The organism is Myxococcus sp. MxC21-1, from assembly GCF_032612255.1.
GTDB lineage: Bacteria > Myxococcota > Myxococcia > Myxococcales > Myxococcaceae > Myxococcus > Myxococcus virescens.
The window spans coordinates 1,073,865-1,089,570 of sequence record NZ_CP123278.1; the positions used below are offsets into that span (position 1 = coordinate 1,073,865).

The window sequence follows — 15,706 nt, forward strand, 5'->3', positions numbered from 1 at the left end:
CCATGGGGGCCCTCGGCTGGATGGCCGGTGGGCACTGGGGCGGGCTTCCCGGTTGGCCCCAGGCAGGCGGGCGGATGCCGCGGAGTAGGATGTCCGCATGAGCTCGATGTGGGTCCTGGAGACGCCCGCTCCCACCGCGGATGCACGCATGGCGTATGGCGGGGAGCCCCACCAGTTCGGGGACCTGCGAATGCCCGAAGGACCTGGGCCGCACCCGGTGGTGGTCGTCATCCATGGCGGCTTCTGGCGCGCGAAGTACGACCTGGAGCATGCCGGGCACCTGTGCGCGGACCTGACCCGGCGCGGCTTCGCGACGTGGAGCCTGGAGTACCGGCGCGTGGGGCACGACGGCGGTGGCTGGCCCGGCACGCTGGAGGACGTGGCGCGCGGCACGGACTTCCTGCGCACGCTCGCACAGGCCCATGCGCTGGACCTCTCGCGCGTCGTGGCGCTCGGCCACTCGGCGGGAGGGCACCGGCGGCGTGGCTGGGGGCCCGGCACCGGCTGCGGCCCGGCGATGCGCTTTACAGTGCGGCGCCGTTGCCCCTGCATGGCGTGGTGCCCCTGGCGGGCGTCGTGGACCTGCCGCGCGCGTTCGCGCACCGGCTGGGGGACGGCATCGTGGAGACGTTCCTGGGCGGCACGCCGTCCTCGGTGCCGGAGCGCTATCGCACCGCCTCGCCCGCGGCGCTCCAGCCGCTCGGGGTGCCCCAGGTGCTCGTCCACGGCGCGGAGGACGACACCGTGCCCGTGTTGATGAGCGAGGACTTCTGCGCGCGCGGCCGTGAGCTGGGAGACGACGTCCGCAGCGTCACGTTGCCGGGCGCGGGGCACTTCGAGGTCATCGACCCCAAGGCTCCGGAGTGGGGCAAGGTGGTGGAGGCCGTGCGCTCCCTGGTGTGGGTGGGCGCACCCGCCTCCGAGTCCGTTGGCTCAGAAGCCCCGCTGCGCGCCGCCGTCCACCGCGATGGACTGACCGGTGATGTATGACGCCTGCTCGGAGGAGAGGAACGCCGTGAGCGCGGCCAGCTCCTCCGGGCGGCCCAGTCTCCGCGCGGGAATCTGCGGCGCCACCTTCTCATCCGTCAGCCCGAGCTGCTGCATGCGCTCGGTGGCGTGGTAGCCCGGTAGCACCGCGTTCAGCGTGACGCCGTGCTGCGCCACCTCGTTGCTCACCGTCTTCACGAGCCCGAGCAGGCCCGCGCGCAGGCCGTTGGAGATGGTCAGGTTGCTCATCGCCTCGCGCGCCGCCAGCGACGTCACCAGGACGATGCGGCCCCACTGGCGCTCCTTCATCCCCGGGAGCACCGCCTGGATGCCGTCCACCGCGGCCATCCACAGGCTCTGGAAGCCGAGCTGCCACTGCTCCGCCGTCAGCGACTCGAAGCCGCCCGCCGGGGGCCCGCCCGTGTTCACCACGAGGACGTCCACGCCGCCCAGCTTCGCGTTGACGGTTTCGACCAGCGCCTTCGCGGCCCCGGGCTGCGTCAAATCACACGGTACCGCGAGCGCCGCGCCCAGCTTCTTGGCGGCCTGCTCCAGCTTGTCGCCACCGCGCGAGCAGATGGCCACCGTGGCGCCTTCCTTCACCAGCGCCTCCGCGATGGCGTAGCCCAGCCCCGCGGACGCGCCCATCACCAGCGCGCGCCTACCCTTCAGTCCGAAATCCATCAGCGTGCTCCTTCATGAATGGTGTCAGCCGGCTCCGGATGAGCTCCGCCGCGCGCTTCAGGTCCACGTCCTCCGCCCGCGGCAGGCCCTCGCTCAGCTCGGAGACGATGCCGTCCGTCAGCGCACCCAGCTGATAGGCCAGCCGGTAAGGCACGTGGCTGAAGCTCACCAGGGAGTAGCGGCTGACGAACTCGCCCGGGAAGGCGTTGAGCAGCACCTTCTCCACGGCCTTCCGGAACTGGAAGCGCGGGTCGCCGGTGCTGTCGCGCATCTCGACGAAGTTCTCCACCGCCATGTCGGCGATGGCGTCCGCGTTCGCCTTGCGCAGGCGTTCGAAGTCCGTGAAGACCTGCTCCCAGCCGGCGCCCTGTCCCAGCAGTTGGTCCAGGACGACGCAGTCCTCGAAGCCGCAGTTCATCCCCTGGCCGAAGAACGGGACGATGGCGTGCGCCGCGTCGCCCAGCAGCAGCGTCTGCCCACCCGCGTGCCAGGGCGCGCCCTTCACCGTCACCATGCTGCCCGTGGGACGCGAGAAGAACGTCTCCACCAGGTCCGGGATGAGCGCCTTCGCGTCTGGGAACTGCGCGCCGAAGAACGCCTCCAGCTTCGCGGGCGTGTCCAGGGACGCGAAGCTCACCGGCCCCTGCCAGGGCAGGAACAGCGTGCAGGTGAAGCTGCCTTCCTCGTCGGGCAGGGCAATCAACATGAACGTGCCGCGAGGCCAGATGTGGAGCGCGTGCTTCTCCATCTGGAACGCGCCGCCGGGGCCCGCCGGAATCGTCAGCTCCTTGTACCCGTGGCCGAGCTGCTCCTGCGTCCCCTGGAAGTCCGGCCGCTTCTCCAAGGCCTGGCGGATGGCGGAGGCGGAGCCGTCCGTGCCGAACACCACGCGGCCGGGCTCCTGGCGCGCCTCTCCGGTGGCGTCGTCGTGCACCGTGAGCGCGCCCGAGCCGAAGTCCACGTCCGTCACCCGCTGCTTGAAGCGGATGCGCACCTTCCCGGTGGCCTCCGCCGCCGTCATGAGGAAGGCGTTCAGCCACCCGCGCGACATCGCGTTGATGTGCTGCGAGTCGTCCTTGCCGTAGGGCTGGTAGACGAGCTCGCCTTGCGGCGGGTGAATCATCCGCCCGCGCATAGGGATGGCGTGCTTCAGCGCCTCGTCTTCCAGGCCCACCTGCCGCAGCGCGTGCAGCCCGCGCGTGGAGATGGCCAGGTTGATGGAGCGGCCCGCGTCGACCAGCTCGCGCCGCATGTCCGGGCGCCGCTCCAGCAGCTCCACGGTATGGCCCCGGCGCGCCGTAGATGGAGAGCAGCGAGCCCACCAGCCCCGCGCCCACCACGGTGACGGTGTCCTTGCGCGCCTCACTCACGGGCGTGGCCCTCGAGCGTCTTCACGAAGCGGTACACGTCCGTGAAGGAGTTGTAGAGCGGCGCAGGTGCGGCGCGGATGATGTCCGGCTTGCGAAAGTCGCAGATGATGCCCGCGTCGCCCAGCCGCTTCAGCAGGCCCTGGGGCTCGCCCCGGAAGCGCAGGGAGAGCTGGGCGCCGCGCTGCTTCACGTCCCGGGGCGTGGTGATGCGCACGAAGCCCTCGGGCAGCCTGTCCAACAGGAACTCCAGGAAGCCGGTGAGGCGCTCGCTCTTGGCGCGCAGCGCCGCCATGCCGGCCTGGTCGAACAGCTCCAGGGACGCGCGCAGCGCCGCGAGCTGGAAGATGGGCGGGTTGGAGAGCTGCCACCCTCCGCGCCCGGCAGCGCGCTGAAGGTGGGCCCCATCTGGAAGCGCGTCTGCTTGTCGTGACCCCACCAGCCCTCGAAGCGGGGCAGGTCCTTGGTGTTCGCGTGCCGCTCGTGGACGAACACGCCGCCCAGCGCGCCCGGGCCCGCGTTGAGGTACTTGTACGAGCACCACACCGCGAAGTCCGGCCCGTCTTCGTGCAGCGACAGCTTCAGGTTGCCCGCGCCGTGCGCCAGGTCGAAGCCGACGAAGCAGCCCTTGGCGTGCGCGGCCTTCGTAATCGCGGCCAGGTCGAAGGCCTGCCCGGTGAGGTAGTTCACGCTGCCCAGCATCACCAGCGCCACCTCGTGGCCGTGCTGCTCCAGCGTGGCGAGGATGTCCTCGGTGCGCAGCGTCTCCTCGCCCGCGCGGGGCTTGAGCTCCAGCACGGCCTCGCGCGCGTCGTAGCCGTGGAAGCGAACCTGGGAGGCGACGGCGTACTGGTCCGACGGGAAGGCGCCGGCCTCCACCAGGATTTTGAAGCGCTGCTTCGTGGGCCGGTAGAACGACACCATCATCAGGTGCAGGTTCACCGACAGGGTGTTCATCACCACCACTTCCAACGGCTTGGCGCCCACCAGCCGCGCGGCATGCTCGGTGACGAGCTCGTGGTAGTGCAGCCACGGGTGGCGGCCGTGGTGGTGTCCCTCCACGCCCAGCCGCGCCCAGTCCTCCAGCTCCTCCTGGATGTAGCGCGCGGCGTTGCGCGGCTGGAGGCCCAGCGAGTTGCCCGCCAGGTACACCACCGGCTTGCCGTCCGGGCCGGGCGGGAAGTGGAACGCGTCGCGGTAGCCGCGCAGCGCGTCGTCCGCGTCCAGCTTCCGCGCGAAGGCCTCGGAGTCCTCGAAGGGGGACGGCGTCGTCATGGTGCGAAGTCCTCGGGGGCGCGTCCCAGCCAATCGAAGGCGTTGCGCCAGAGCAGCCGCTCACGCGCGGCGGGCTCCAGCTCGGTCAGGGACTCGATGAGCGTGCCCGGGCGGTCCTCGCCCAGGGGGAAGGGGTAGTCACTGCCGAGCGCCACCTTGTCCTGCCCGAAGAGCCGGACGATGTAGCGCAGCGCCTCCGGGTCGTGGACCAGCGAGTCCACCCAGAAGCGGCCCAGGTAGTCCCGGGGCGGCACCTTGTTGTCCACGGCCACCAGGTCTGGCCGGGCATCGAAGCCGTGCTGAATCCGGCCGAGCGTGTGGGGGAAGGCGCCGCCGCCGTGCGCGAAGGCGAAGCGCAGCTTGGGCAGCCGCTCCAGCACGCCGCCGAAGATGACGGAGCAGATGGCCAGCGACACCTCGGCCGGCATGCCCACCAGCCACGGCAGCCAGTACTTCTGCATCTTCGCCTCGCCCATCATGTCCCACGGGTGGACGAAGACGGACGCGCCCAGCTCGCTGGCGGCCTCGAAGAAGGGGAACAGCGCCGGGTCGGACAGGTTCCAGTCGTTGACGTGCGAGCCAATCTGCACACCCGCCAGCCCCAGCTCCTTCACGCAGCGCTCCAGCTCGCGCACCGCCAGCTCCGGGGACTGGAGCGGCACCGTGCCCAGGCCCACGAAGCGCTTGGGGTGCGCGTGCACCACGGAGGCGAGGTGGTCATTGAGGAAGCGCGCTAGGTCCGCGCCGTGCTCCGGCTTCGTCCAGTAGCCGAACATCACGGGAATCGTGGACAGCACCTGGACGTGGACGCCGGCCGCGTCGCACTCCTCGATGCGCTTCACCGGGTCCCAGCAGTTGCTTTCGATTTCGCGGAAGAACTTGCCGTCATCCCGGAGCATGCGCGCGCGGCAGGGCGCGTGGTGGTCCAGGGTGATGAAGCCGCCGTAGCCGTAGCGCTCGGCGAAGCGCGGCAGGTGGGCGGGGAGGAGGTGCGTGTGGATGTCGACCTTCAACGGGCGGGACCTCCCTTGACCACCTTCGTCCCGCACTTCTTGCAGGTGCAGTTGTCGGGGTTGCCGTAGAAGTGCTCGAAGATGGGCGGTAGCTGCGTCACCAGGTTGGTGACATGCACGAACTCTTCGTAGAGCTTCTCGCCGCACTGCGGGCACAGCCACATGAAGCCATCCAGCTCCTTCGGCTGGCGGCGGCGCTCCAGCACCAGGCCCACCGTACCCGCGGGACGCTGGGGCGAGTGGGGCACATTGGGCGGCAGCAGGAATATCTCCCCTTCGTGGATGGGGATGTCCTGCACCTGGCCCTCGTCGATGACCCGCAGGTTCATCGTGCCCTCGAGCTGGTAGAAGAACTCCTCGCCCTCGTTGATGTGGAAGTCCGTGCGCGCGTTGGGCCCGCCGACGACGGTGACCATGAACTCCCGGTCCTCCCACACCTGCTGGTTGCCCACGGGGGGCTTGAGCAGGTGGCGGTGCTCATCAATCCACTTCTTGAAGTTGATGGGGGTCAGGCGGCCCATTCATTCACCTCCGATGGTGGCGATGCACTTGAGCTCGATGGCAATCGGCGTGGGCAGCCGGTTGATTTCGAGCGTGGTGCGGCACGGCGGGTTGTCCTTGAAGTACTCCGCCCACAGCCGGTTGAAGGTGGGGAAGTCCTTCTTCATGTCGGTGAGGTACACCGTCACGTCCACCAGCTGGTCCCAGGACGCGCCCGCGTCCTCCAGGATGTAGCGGACGTTGCGGAACACCGAGTGGCACTGCGCCTCGATGTCGTAGGAGACGACGTTGCCCTCCGCGTCCAGCTCCACCCCGGGAATCTTCTTCGTGCCGCGCTCGCGCGGGCCCACGCCGGACAGGAACAGGAGGTTGCCCACGCGCCGGGCGTGGGGGTACAGGCCCACCGGTTCAGGGGCCTTCTGCGAATCGACTCGTGCGCTGTCACTGCTCACGGCGTGCTCTCCTCACGTGGGGGCTAGGGGGCTCACAGCTTGATGCAGACGTTCTTCGGCTCGGTGAAGAAGCGCAGCGCGTCCCAGCCGCCCTCGCGTCCCACACCGGAGTCCTTCACGCCGCCGAAGGGCGTGCGCAAATCGCGCAGCATCCACGTGTTCACCCAGACGATGCCGCTGTGCAGCCGCGAGGCGAAGCGGTGCGCGCGCTTCACGTCCTGGGTCCACACGCTGGCGGCCAGGCCGTACCGGGTGGAGTTGGCCCACGCGAGCACCTCGTCCTCCGAGTCGAAGGGCGTGATGCTGGCCACCGGGCCGAAGATTTCTTCCTGGTTGGTGCGGCACCCCGCGTCCAGGCCCTCGATGAGGGTGGGCTCCACGAACCAGCCGTTGCGGCAGCGTCCGGGCACGTTGGCGCGCTGTCCGCCCGTGAGGATGCGGCCACCCTCCTGCTTCGCCAGGCTCACGTAGCCCAGCACCTTGTCGAAGTGAGGCTGCGACACCAGCGCGCCCTGGTCCGTGCCCGCCTCCAGCGGGTCTCCCACCTTGAGTGCGCGCGTGCGGGTGACCAGCGCCTCCTTGAAGCGCTCGTAGAGGGGCCGCTGGACGAAGATGCGCGGGCCGCAGAGACAGATTTGCCCCTGGTTGGCGAAGGACGAGCGCAGCGTGGTGGCCAGCGCTTCATCGAAGTCGCAGTCCGCGAAGATGACGTTGGGATTCTTGCCGCCCATCTCCAGCGACAGCTTCTTGAAGGCGGGCGCCGCCACGCGGGCAATCTCCGCGCCGGTGCGGGTGCTGCCGGTGAAGGAGATGGCGCTGATGTCCGGGTGCTCGCTCATCGCGGCGCCCACCTTGGGGCCCAGGCCGTGCACCAGGTTGAGCACGCCCGGCGGCAGGCCCACGTCGCGGCAGACCTGGGCCAGCAGGTACGCCGTCATCGGCGTCACCTCGGACGGCTTGGCCACCACGCAGTTCCCCATGGCGAGCGCCGGGGCAATCTTCCACGTCAGCAGGTACAGCGGCAGGTTCCACGGGGAGATGCAGCCCACCACGCCCAGCGGCGCGCGCAGGGTGTAGTTGAGGGCCACGTCGTCCGTCTGGTGCGCCTCGCTGGAGAACTGCGTCACCGCGTCCGCGAAGAACTCGAAGTTGAGGATGCTGCGCGGGATGTCCACCGTGGAGGCGACCGACAGCGGCTTGCCGGTGTCGATGGACTCCGCGCGGGCGAAGGCGTCCAGGCGGCTCCGGATGCCGTCCGCGATACGGCGCAGCATGCGCGAGCGCTCGGTGGCCGGGGTGGCGGCCCAGGCGGGGAAGGCCCGCGCGGCGGCCTCCACCGCGTGTTGGACGTCGGACGCATCGGAGTCCGGCACGTGGGCATACGTCTCGGCCGTCGCGGGCTCGGGCTTGTCCAGCCACCCGCCTCCGCGCGCGGGCAGCAGCTCACCACCGATGTAGTTGAGTACCTTCTCCATGGCCGAGCCCTCCGGTAGCGCCTGCCCATGGCCCGGCGACGGTGAACCCCGCCAGCCCTGTGGGAGGGCGCGCAATGTACGCCGCCCCTCCGTACCTCACCAGCGCCACGCGCGCCCGCAGTCCACTGTCATGGAATCGGGGTCGCCCGCCTGGAAGGCACGAGGAATGCCGCACTGCGCGAACGCGCCGGGCCGCCAGCTGCGCCGGGTGGTGAAGCCGCTGTCAGTGCGCGGGGTGGGGCACGCGCAGTCCGCCCCGGGGGACCCGGTCCTCACGTCCCGCGCGGCCCAACGCCCAGCCCACGACGATGAGCAGGACTCCGAAGACGAGGAAGCCCACATCCCACGCGAGCTGGTTCGGCCCGGGCTTGACGTGGTGCAGGTCGAAGAGCTGGTGGTCGAGGACTCCCTCGACGACGTTGAAGAAGCCCCAGCCCGCCAGCATGGCGCCCACGAAGGTCTTGGTGGACCACGGCACGTCGGAGCGCTGTCCCGCGCGCCAGAGCGTCCACACGCCCGCCAGCGTCATCACCCAGGTGAGGGCATGGAAGAGACCATCCCAGAACATGTTCACCTTGATGCGGACCACGTTATCGGGCGGCAGCGGCGTGGAGAGCATGTGGTGCCACTGGAGAATCTGGTGCAGGAGGATGCCGTCGACGAAGCCGCCCAGGCCCACGCCCAGCAGCAGTCCCGCGAGCACGAGCGGGCCGCGATTCCGGGCGCTCACCGGGAGCGCTCCCGCCCCTGTCTCCGCGCGCGCTGCTTCACCGGCACGGGGGGAGGGATTTCTCGCGTGGCGAAGAACAGCGCGCCCAGGATGATGACGAGGATGAGGAAGGGCAGGGCGGTGAGGGACAGCCGGCCCCAGAAGTGCTCATCGAGGATGGCGGCCACCACGTCAGGGCGGCAGGTGGGGCATGCGGAGGCCGCGGTGGCCGTCAGCAGCCCGGTGGTGAAGCCCGTGAGAATGCCTTGCTTCATAGGTCGCCCCTCCCTGGGTGGACGGGAAGCTCACCACCCCACCGGGACGCGGCAAGCGGTGGGCGTTCCCTGAAGCCACGAGGCCGCCCGTCAGCCCCGCCTGCCGGGGTGGATGAATGTTGGCGGGACCGCCACGCGCGAGCCGCTCGGCTATAACGCGGCACCTGGAGGAGACATCATGTCGCGGAAAGTGGCGCTCATCACCGGGGCTTCGGCGGGTTTGGGAGAGCAGTTCGCACACCTGTTCGCGAAGGACGGGCACGACGTCATCCTGGTCGCGCGCAGCGCGCCTCGGCTGGAGGCGCTGGCGGCGAAGCTGGAGCAGGCCCATGGTGTGAAGGCACACGTCTTCCCAGCGGACCTGGGCCGGCCGGAGACTCCCGAGCAGCTCTTCGAGGCCGTGCGCGCGAAGGGGCTGGCGGTGGAGTTCCTGGTGAACAACGCGGGCTTCGGCTCGTGTGGTCCCTTCCTGGCGCAGGACCTGGCGCGCGAGGCGGAGATGGTGGAGGTCAACTGCACCGCCCTCCTGAAGCTGTCGCACCTGTTCGCGCGGCCCATGCGGGAGCGGGGCAGCGGGCGCATCCTCAATGTCGCCTCCACCGCGGCCTTCCAGCCCGGCCCGTTCATGGCCACGTACTTCGCGACCAAGGCCTTCGTGGTGTCCCTGTCGGAGGCGCTGGCGCACGAACTGAAGGGCACGGGCGTGACGGTGACGTGCCACTGCCCGGGGGCCACGCACACGGAGTTCACCCAGCGCGCGGGCAACGGCCAGACGCGGCTGTTCCAGCGGCCGGGCGTGGCCAAGGCGGAGGACGTGGCCGCCCATGCCTACGCGATGATGATGCGCGGCCGGGTGCTCTCCATCCACGGACTGCTCAACTGGGTGGGGACCCTGGGCGTGCGCTTCAGCCCGCGCGTGGCGGTGCGCGCGCTCGCGGCCAGCCTCAACCAGCAGGGCTGAGGCTGGCCTCCGCGGCGGCGCCGTTCAGTTGTACGTCGCGGAGAAGACGAGCGACACGTTGGTGACGTTCCAGCTATCGCTGTTCGACTCGTTCCGGATGCGGCCCAGGGCCAGCTCGGCGCCGATGCCGAGGCCCCAGTTCTTGCTCACCCACCACTCCTTGCCCACGCCCAGGTGCAGGCCGCCGCCGATGTCCGACTCGGCCACCTTCTCGCCGTCGTCGGTGACGCTGAGCTGCGTGTACGTGAGCGCGCCGGACAGATACACGTTCGCGGGCATGATGTAATAGGTGACGCCCAAGCCCACGGCGCCGAAGTTCTCGCTCAAGTCCGCGTTCTGCCCTTCGACGGTGAGGTCCCCCAGCTGGAGGCTCGGGTTGGGGGCGGACGCACCGTAGAACTTCGCGTAGAGAATGAAGTTGTTGACGAGCGCGAAGCCGAGCTCCGCGTTGATGTTGGCGCCGCCGCCCTTCACCACGAGGTCGGGCGAGACGTCAGTCGCCTTGGCTCGGAGATAGCCACCGCCCACCTGCAGGCGCAGGTAGAAGCCGTCGTGGGCGTGCTCGTCGTATTCCTGGGCGCTCGCGGTGGTGGCGGTGAAAAGCAGGGCCGCGATGATGCTGGGGTATCGCATGAAAACAGCTCCTTCGGAGAATCCCACCCGGCCGGGGGCTCTGCGCTATGTAGCACGGCAAGCTGAAAGGCCAGCGTCCGCTTCAGGCCGGGCCGCGTTCGCGAGACTTGCGCGTCCGCGTTCGGGTGCCGGAAGCTCCGCGCCACCATCCGGGCGGTGCGCCATCCTGGCGTGGCCGGAACGACCAAGAGAGGGGCGGGGATGACCGCGACCGTGGACCACGAGGCACTGGCACATTTCCTGGACTCGGCCAGGCTGGAGCGTCGCGAGGTGGCGCCCCTCACCCGCGAGCAACCCGCGTTGAGCGTGCCGGATGCCTACGCCATCCAGGAGGCCGGAATCCGGCTGCGCCTGTCCCACGGCGAGCGCGTGGTGGGCTTGAAGATGGGCCTCACCTCCGAGGCCAAGCGCAAGCAGATGAACCTGGACTCGCCCGTGTATGGCGTACTCACGGACCGGATGCAGCTGCCCGCTGGCGGCGTGATTCAGTTGTCACAGGGCGTCCACCCCAAAATCGAGCCGGAGATTGCCTTCCGCACCGCGCGTGAGCTTCGCGGCACGGTGACGCGCGACGAGGTGCTGGACGCCTGCGAGTCCGTGTTCGCGGCGATGGAAATCCTCGACTCGCGCTACCGCGACTTCAAGTACTTCTCCCTGCCGGACGTGGTGGCGGACAACGCGTCGTCCTCGCTGTTCGTGCTGGGCACCACCGAGCATCCTCCGCGCGCGATGGACCTCACGCGGCTGGAGATGACCCTGTCGGTGAATGGCGAGCCCGTTCAATCCGCCCGCTCGGATGCCATCTCGGGTGACCCGGTCATCTCCGTCATCCAGCTGTGTGAGCTGCTGGCCCAGCGCGGCCAGGTGTTGCCGGCGGGGAGCATCGTGCTCGCGGGCGCCGCCACCGCGGCGCACCTGCTGCGCCCGGGGACCGGGTGCAGCTCACGGTGGAAGGCCTGGGCATCGTGGCGGTGTCCGCCGAGTAACGGCGGGCGCTACCCGTCGAGCGGAGCGCCCGCCGCTTCCATCACCGGCCAAGGCGCGCGCGTGGATGACAGGCGCTGGAGCAGGTGCCACGCCAGCTCCCGCGCCTGTCCTCGAATCTCGGGGACGGCCGTCGTCTCCCACAGCTCGCCCCGGCGCGGCGGGCCCAGGGTGTAGAGGCGTCCAGACGCGCGTCCGCCCGCGTCCAGCAGCGCGCCGTCAGCGTCCGTGGCCAGTCCCATGCCCAGGACGTCCGGGCGCACCCGCCCGGCCTCCACCAGCCCACCCAGCACTGGATGGCCGCGCGTCATGGCGCCCTCCGGCCCCGTGCAGTTGATGACGTGCTGGACGTGCAGCGTCTCCTCCTCGCCCTGGCCCCGACGGCGCACGCGGACTCCCACGCCGGACGCCTCCAGCGCGAAGCCCCGGACGCGCGCCGCATGGAGCGTCAGCCGACCCTCGCGCCGCAGCCGCTCCACCATCTCGCCGATGCTGGGCGCCATCCGGTGCCGGTGCACGTCCCAGTACGAGCGCAGGTGCCGGAGGAAGCGCTGCCGCTCGCCTACCGGCAACCGCTGCCACAGCGGTATCGTCACGGGCCGCAGCGCGTCCACCACCGTCCGCCAGTCCGCGCCCGCCTCCGCCGCGCGCCGCACCTCCTGGCGCAAGAGGTGGAGGATGGGGCGGATGCGCACGGGGACGGAGTGCGTGCCCGTCGCGCTCATGTCGCCGCGCTCGCGCCGCACCTCCTGGCGAAGGGCCCGCAGCGCCTCCCGGAGGCCGGGCGAGGCATATGTCGCGGCGCCTGCCCGGGGTATCTCCTGGTGCACGTGGGGCAACAGGCCGTGCCGGGACAGCGCATGGATGTGCCCCTGGTGTCCCTGCTCCATCAGCGACAACACGGTGTCCACCATGGTGAGCCCCGTGCCGATGAGCAGCACGTCGTCGGTGGCGGACACGCCCCGGAGCGCGTCTTGAGCCCAAGGGGAGCGGTGATATCGGCGGCTGGCGTACAGCCCCCCGTCGGGCACGTGCAGGTTGGAGGGCAGCGCATTGCCCAGGGCCAGCACCACGGTCCGGGCCTCCAGCTGTTCTCCGCTCGCCAGCGCGACGCGCACCGCGCCGTCGTCCGTCTCCTCGACCGAGGCGACGTCGCTGGTCACCACTTCCAGATGCACGCCCTGCGCGGCCCGGGCGCGCGCCTCGCGCAGCACTGACTCCAGGTAGCGGCCATAGCGCTGGCGGGAGACGAACGCGCCGGGCGCCGTGTCCGGCAGCTCACGGCGCACCCAGCGCAGGAAGTGCTCCGGGTCGTCCGCGAGGGCCCCCATCCGCGCCGCTGGCACGTTCAGCAGGTGACACGGGCTCGTCGTCGAATACGCCAGGCCCAGGCCCGCCCGCCCGCTCCGCTCCACCAAGGCCACGTGGAGCGGCGCCCGCGCGCTCCTGAGGAGGTGCACGGCCAGCAGCGTGCCGCTGGCGCCTCCCCCACGATGGCCACATCCCACCACCCCAGTGCTCGCACGCACCCATCGTAGGTCCTGACCTGCTCGCTGGCATCCTCTGGTGGCGGCCGGGTGTCCAAGCGCCGGGCCCGGATGCCCGGCCCTCCTCCCTGGGCAGGGGCCTGTTCCGTGCTCACACTCCGTCGCACACGCGGGGGAAACACCATGCGCGAGCCCATCATCGACCAGCGTGAGCACGGCGCGGTGGCCCAGGCGCTGCTCGGCTGGCCATTGCCGGAACAGACAGAAGACATCGTCTCCATGGCATGGCTGTTGGAACGGCTGCGCTCCAGCAGGGTCGACTGGGGACTGCTGGACAAACTGGTGCGCTTCGAGCCCTCGGGCTACGCGCGGCAGACGATTTCCCGGACGGCGGCGTGCGAGCTGCTGCTCGTCTCCTGGCTCCCCGGGCAGGCGTCCCGCGTCCATGACCATGGCGGCTCCGGGGGAGCCTCCTGGCTGGTGCGGGGCATGCTGCGAGAGACGCGCTTCGCGTGGGCGGGGGACCGGCTGGTGCCCGAGGTCATCGTGGGCGCGAGCGAGGGCGACCTGCTGGTGGAGTTTCCGGACACCATCCACCGCATCGACAATGCGTCCCGCCACGGCGCGGTGTCCCTGCACCTCTACGCGCCGCCGATGCAGGGGATGACGCCGTACGACGCGAGCCTGGCGCCGGAGTCGCTCAAGCCACCGCGTCCGCTTGCTGCGAAGCGCGAGGCGCCTGGGCGAAGGCGCCGGCCACGGGCAACGTGACGCGGAAGATGCTGCCCCGCTCCGGGGCGCTCTCCACCGTCAGGGTGCCTCCCAGTGACGTCACGATGCCATGGCACACCGCCAGCCCCAGGCCCGTGCCCACGCCCAGGGGCTTGGTGGTGAAGAACGGGTCGAAGATGCGCTCGCGATGCTCCGGGGAGATGCCGCAGCCGGTGTCGCGCACCTCCACCGCCACCCGTCCGGCCTTCGACTCGCAGGCGACGATGTGGACCTCGTTCTTCTCCACCTCGCCGGGGACGATGGACTGCGCCGCGTTGAGCAGCAGGTTGAGGAACACCTGGCCCAGCCTCGCGCCGTTGCCCTGGACCGGCGGCAGGCCCTCACACTCCACCACCAGCCGCGCGCGGTGCCGCAGCTCGTGCATGGCCATCTTCGCCGCCGTGCGCACCACCGAGCCCAGGTCCGACGGGCCCGTGCCCACGTCCTCCGCGCGTGACAGCGTCTGCAGGTCCCGGACGATGAGGCGGATGCGCTCTGCGCCGTCGCGCGTCTCCGCCAGCGCCTCCAGCACCTCCTGCCGGTCCTGCTCCGACAGGTGCTCCTTCTGCTGCAGCTCCTGGTGGATGTACTCCAGGTTGCTGAGGATGAAGGCCAGCGGGTTGTTGATTTCGTGTCCCACGCCCGCGGCGATGCGGCCCAGCGCAATCAGCCGATCCGCGAACAGCAGCTGCGCCTGGGTGGCGCGCAGCTGCTCCAGGCTGCGGGACAGCTTGACGTTGGCCGCCTCCAGCGCCGCGGTCCGTTCGCGGACCGTCTCCTCCAGCAGCGCCGCCTCCCGTGTGGAGGACCGCGGCGCGCGAAGCCGCACGCCATTCACGGTGGGGCCCTGGAGCGTGTCGAAGGCGCGCCGCAGTGTTCCGCGCCGCTGTGCCACCGCCGACATCAGCATCACCCTCGCTCGCAGCGTCATCACGTCCGGCTCCAGCGGTGTGGTGTCTGTTCGTGGAAAAACCCCGAGTCGCGACAGACCCGCGTAGTCAACACTGTCATGGCGGTCAGGGGCAAGGGACGGAAGGATGGTGAGAGCGTGCGCCGCAGGACGGAGGCAGTGTGTTCCATCCGAGCACCCGCTGCATCAGTAGGGGCACGTGCCGCAGTCCGCCTGGCAGCTTCCCGCTACGACGCCGTCACCGCAACGTTCCGTGAGCTGACAGACGCCGTCTCCACAGCGGTGGATGTCGCGTGGCTGCAGACGCGTCGTGAGCGGCTGGAAGGTCCGTCCGTTATACGTGCAGGTTTCGTAATAGGGCGGCTCGCCCGACTCCCAGCCGAAGGGGAGGGCCGCCGTGGCGGCGCGTTGGCAGAGCGACTCGCAGGTGCCCGCGTGGATGATGGGCAGGCAGTCCGCGTGGGCGGGGCTCGAGGGCAGGCCGCAGGCGCGCACGGTGCTTTCGTCCTCGCGCAGGTAGCCGCGGTCCGTGGCGGCGAAGACGCCGGTGCCGTCGAAGAGGTTGCCGAAGAAGCACGCCTCCCGCTCGCTGAACGTCGACAGCTCCTGCTCCGTGTACGGCAGGGCACTGTCCCGCGCGTCGCGGCCCAGCACGGAGATGGCGACGGAAATCCCGAACTTGTTCGCATGGGCCGCCAGGCAGGCTGAGACGATTTCTTCTTCCTGGGCTGTCGCCGGTGCGCCCGTGGCCCAGTTGGGTGCGAGGCCCAGGCCTCCCTCCCAGGTGTACTTCACCCCCGTCACCGGGTTGGTGTACTTGCGCTGCTGATTCGCCTTCGCCGCGCACCGGATGATGTAACGCATGAGTTCATCGGCGCGTGCGGGGTCCTGGTTGAACCAGTGCGAGAATTCAATCGTGGAGAGCCCATTGATTGATAAACCATGGGTGGACAGTCCGTTGGTCGAAAGGCCATTGGTTGACAAACCATTGGTCGACAATCCGTTGCCTGATTCGGCCGACCCGTGGGCTTCGCGCAGCGTCCACGTATCACCGGCAAGCTCCGCTGGACCACATGCCCCGCCTCCGAATCCCAGCGCCAGCCCCAGCAACCCTCCGGCGATGCGCGGCCGGCGCAGGTGTTTCAGGCAGTGATTGATTCGGAATCCAGACAGAAACGCTGGCATGAGACGCATGGCTTTCCCCCGTTTCGGGGAGCGAGAA

Annotated in this window: 13 protein-coding genes and 4 pseudogenes; 4 read left to right on the plus strand and 13 right to left on the minus strand. The window is 70.0% G+C overall.

Annotated elements, in window-relative coordinates; all coding sequences use genetic code 11:
- The first annotated feature begins 97 nt into the window (after positions 1-97).
- Positions 98-990, plus strand: a pseudogene (locus tag QEG98_RS05175) (alpha/beta hydrolase family protein).
- On the opposite strand, the gene QEG98_RS05180 reads toward QEG98_RS05175, so the two are convergent.
- From QEG98_RS05180 to QEG98_RS05220, 9 genes and pseudogenes are all read right to left on the minus strand, one after another.
- Positions 934-1,671: an SDR family oxidoreductase gene (locus QEG98_RS05180; protein ID WP_090485419.1), complete on the minus strand. Its 738-nt coding sequence runs from the start codon at positions 1,669-1,671 to the stop codon at positions 934-936. The pseudogene QEG98_RS05175 and the gene QEG98_RS05180 overlap by 57 nt on opposite strands.
- Positions 1,649-3,041, minus strand: a pseudogene (locus QEG98_RS05185) (FAD-dependent oxidoreductase). The gene QEG98_RS05180 and the pseudogene QEG98_RS05185 overlap by 23 nt, the downstream one beginning before the upstream one ends.
- Positions 3,034-4,313: pseudogene (gene kynU, locus QEG98_RS05190) on the minus strand (kynureninase). Before kynU ends, QEG98_RS05185 begins: the two co-directional pseudogenes overlap by 8 nt.
- Entirely contained in the window at positions 4,310-5,326 is a 1,017-nt protein-coding gene (locus QEG98_RS05195; protein WP_316565962.1) for an amidohydrolase family protein, read from the minus strand. The pseudogene kynU and the gene QEG98_RS05195 overlap by 4 nt, the downstream one beginning before the upstream one ends.
- Positions 5,323-5,847 (minus strand): 3-hydroxyanthranilate 3,4-dioxygenase, encoded by a 525-nt coding sequence (gene nbaC / locus QEG98_RS05200; protein ID WP_011551040.1) that lies wholly within the window; start codon positions 5,845-5,847, stop codon positions 5,323-5,325. The genes QEG98_RS05195 and nbaC overlap by 4 nt, the downstream gene beginning before the upstream one ends.
- Positions 5,848-6,279 (minus strand): RidA family protein, encoded by a 432-nt coding sequence (locus QEG98_RS05205; RefSeq protein WP_316565963.1) that lies wholly within the window; start codon positions 6,277-6,279, stop codon positions 5,848-5,850. It lies immediately after the preceding gene.
- Between the two features lie 32 nt (positions 6,280-6,311).
- Entirely contained in the window at positions 6,312-7,754 is a 1,443-nt protein-coding gene (locus QEG98_RS05210; protein ID WP_090485407.1) for an aldehyde dehydrogenase, read from the minus strand.
- 223 nt (positions 7,755-7,977) lie between these two features.
- The gene (locus QEG98_RS05215) at positions 7,978-8,484 is read right to left on the minus strand and encodes a DUF2243 domain-containing protein (protein WP_316565964.1); all 507 of its coding nucleotides are present in this window, start codon (positions 8,482-8,484) and stop codon (positions 7,978-7,980) included.
- Positions 8,481-8,738: a hypothetical protein gene (locus QEG98_RS05220; protein WP_316565965.1), complete on the minus strand. Its 258-nt coding sequence runs from the start codon at positions 8,736-8,738 to the stop codon at positions 8,481-8,483. The genes QEG98_RS05215 and QEG98_RS05220 overlap by 4 nt, the downstream gene beginning before the upstream one ends.
- A 178-nt stretch (positions 8,739-8,916) precedes the next feature.
- Here QEG98_RS05220 and QEG98_RS05225 point away from each other — a divergent pair, with 178 nt between their 5' ends.
- Positions 8,917-9,699 carry an SDR family oxidoreductase gene (locus tag QEG98_RS05225; RefSeq protein WP_316565966.1) on the plus strand — a complete coding sequence of 261 codons (783 nt, stop codon included), beginning with the start codon at positions 8,917-8,919 and terminating at the stop codon, positions 9,697-9,699.
- 24 nt (positions 9,700-9,723) lie between these two features.
- Here QEG98_RS05225 and QEG98_RS05230 read toward each other — a convergent pair whose 3' ends face one another.
- The gene (locus tag QEG98_RS05230) at positions 9,724-10,332 is read right to left on the minus strand and encodes an outer membrane beta-barrel protein (protein WP_244171381.1); all 609 of its coding nucleotides are present in this window, start codon (positions 10,330-10,332) and stop codon (positions 9,724-9,726) included.
- A 459-nt stretch (positions 10,333-10,791) separates the two neighbouring features.
- Here QEG98_RS05230 and QEG98_RS05235 point away from each other — a divergent pair.
- Positions 10,792-11,202 (plus strand): annotated as a pseudogene (locus tag QEG98_RS05235) (2-keto-4-pentenoate hydratase); the annotation flags it as partial.
- Between the two features lie 125 nt (positions 11,203-11,327).
- Here the strand turns inward: QEG98_RS05235 and QEG98_RS05240 are convergent.
- Entirely contained in the window at positions 11,328-12,776 is a 1,449-nt protein-coding gene (locus tag QEG98_RS05240) for an FAD/NAD(P)-binding protein (RefSeq protein WP_316565967.1), read from the minus strand.
- Positions 12,777-12,986: 210 nt separating this feature from the next.
- On the opposite strand from QEG98_RS05240, the gene QEG98_RS05245 reads away from it, so the two are divergent.
- A complete protein-coding gene (locus tag QEG98_RS05245) occupies positions 12,987-13,574 on the plus strand; it encodes a cysteine dioxygenase (RefSeq protein ID WP_090485386.1) in 588 nt (195 codons plus the stop codon).
- Here QEG98_RS05245 and QEG98_RS05250 read toward each other — a convergent pair.
- Positions 13,504-14,505 carry a sensor histidine kinase gene (locus QEG98_RS05250; protein WP_090485383.1) on the minus strand — a complete coding sequence of 334 codons (1,002 nt, stop codon included), beginning with the start codon at positions 14,503-14,505 and terminating at the stop codon, positions 13,504-13,506. The two genes, QEG98_RS05245 and QEG98_RS05250, sit on opposite strands and share 71 nt — an antisense overlap.
- A 165-nt stretch (positions 14,506-14,670) precedes the next feature.
- On the minus strand, positions 14,671-15,678 hold the full coding sequence (locus QEG98_RS05255) for a hypothetical protein (RefSeq protein ID WP_410477960.1): 1,008 nt from the start codon (positions 15,676-15,678) through the stop codon (positions 14,671-14,673).
- Positions 15,679-15,706 lie beyond the last annotated feature (28 nt).

Excerpts from the sequence above, each read along its gene's own strand:
- QEG98_RS05180 (WP_090485419.1), bottom strand. The coding sequence starts at position 1,671 with ATGGATTTCGGACTGAAGGGTAGGCGCGCGCTGGTGATGGGCGCGTCC.
- nbaC (WP_011551040.1), bottom strand. The coding sequence starts at position 5,847 with ATGGGCCGCCTGACCCCCATCAACTTCAAGAAGTGGATTGATGAGCAC.
- QEG98_RS05210 (WP_090485407.1), bottom strand. The coding sequence starts at position 7,754 with ATGGAGAAGGTACTCAACTACATCGGTGGTGAGCTGCTGCCCGCGCGC.
- QEG98_RS05220 (WP_316565965.1), bottom strand. The coding sequence starts at position 8,738 with ATGAAGCAAGGCATTCTCACGGGCTTCACCACCGGGCTGCTGACGGCC.
- QEG98_RS05225 (WP_316565966.1), top strand. The coding sequence starts at position 8,917 with ATGTCGCGGAAAGTGGCGCTCATCACCGGGGCTTCGGCGGGTTTGGGA.
- QEG98_RS05230 (WP_244171381.1), bottom strand. The coding sequence starts at position 10,332 with ATGCGATACCCCAGCATCATCGCGGCCCTGCTTTTCACCGCCACCACC.
- QEG98_RS05245 (WP_090485386.1), top strand. The coding sequence starts at position 12,987 with ATGCGCGAGCCCATCATCGACCAGCGTGAGCACGGCGCGGTGGCCCAG.
- QEG98_RS05250 (WP_090485383.1), bottom strand. The coding sequence starts at position 14,505 with ATGACGCTGCGAGCGAGGGTGATGCTGATGTCGGCGGTGGCACAGCGG.
- QEG98_RS05255 (WP_410477960.1), bottom strand. The coding sequence starts at position 15,678 with ATGCGTCTCATGCCAGCGTTTCTGTCTGGATTCCGAATCAATCACTGC.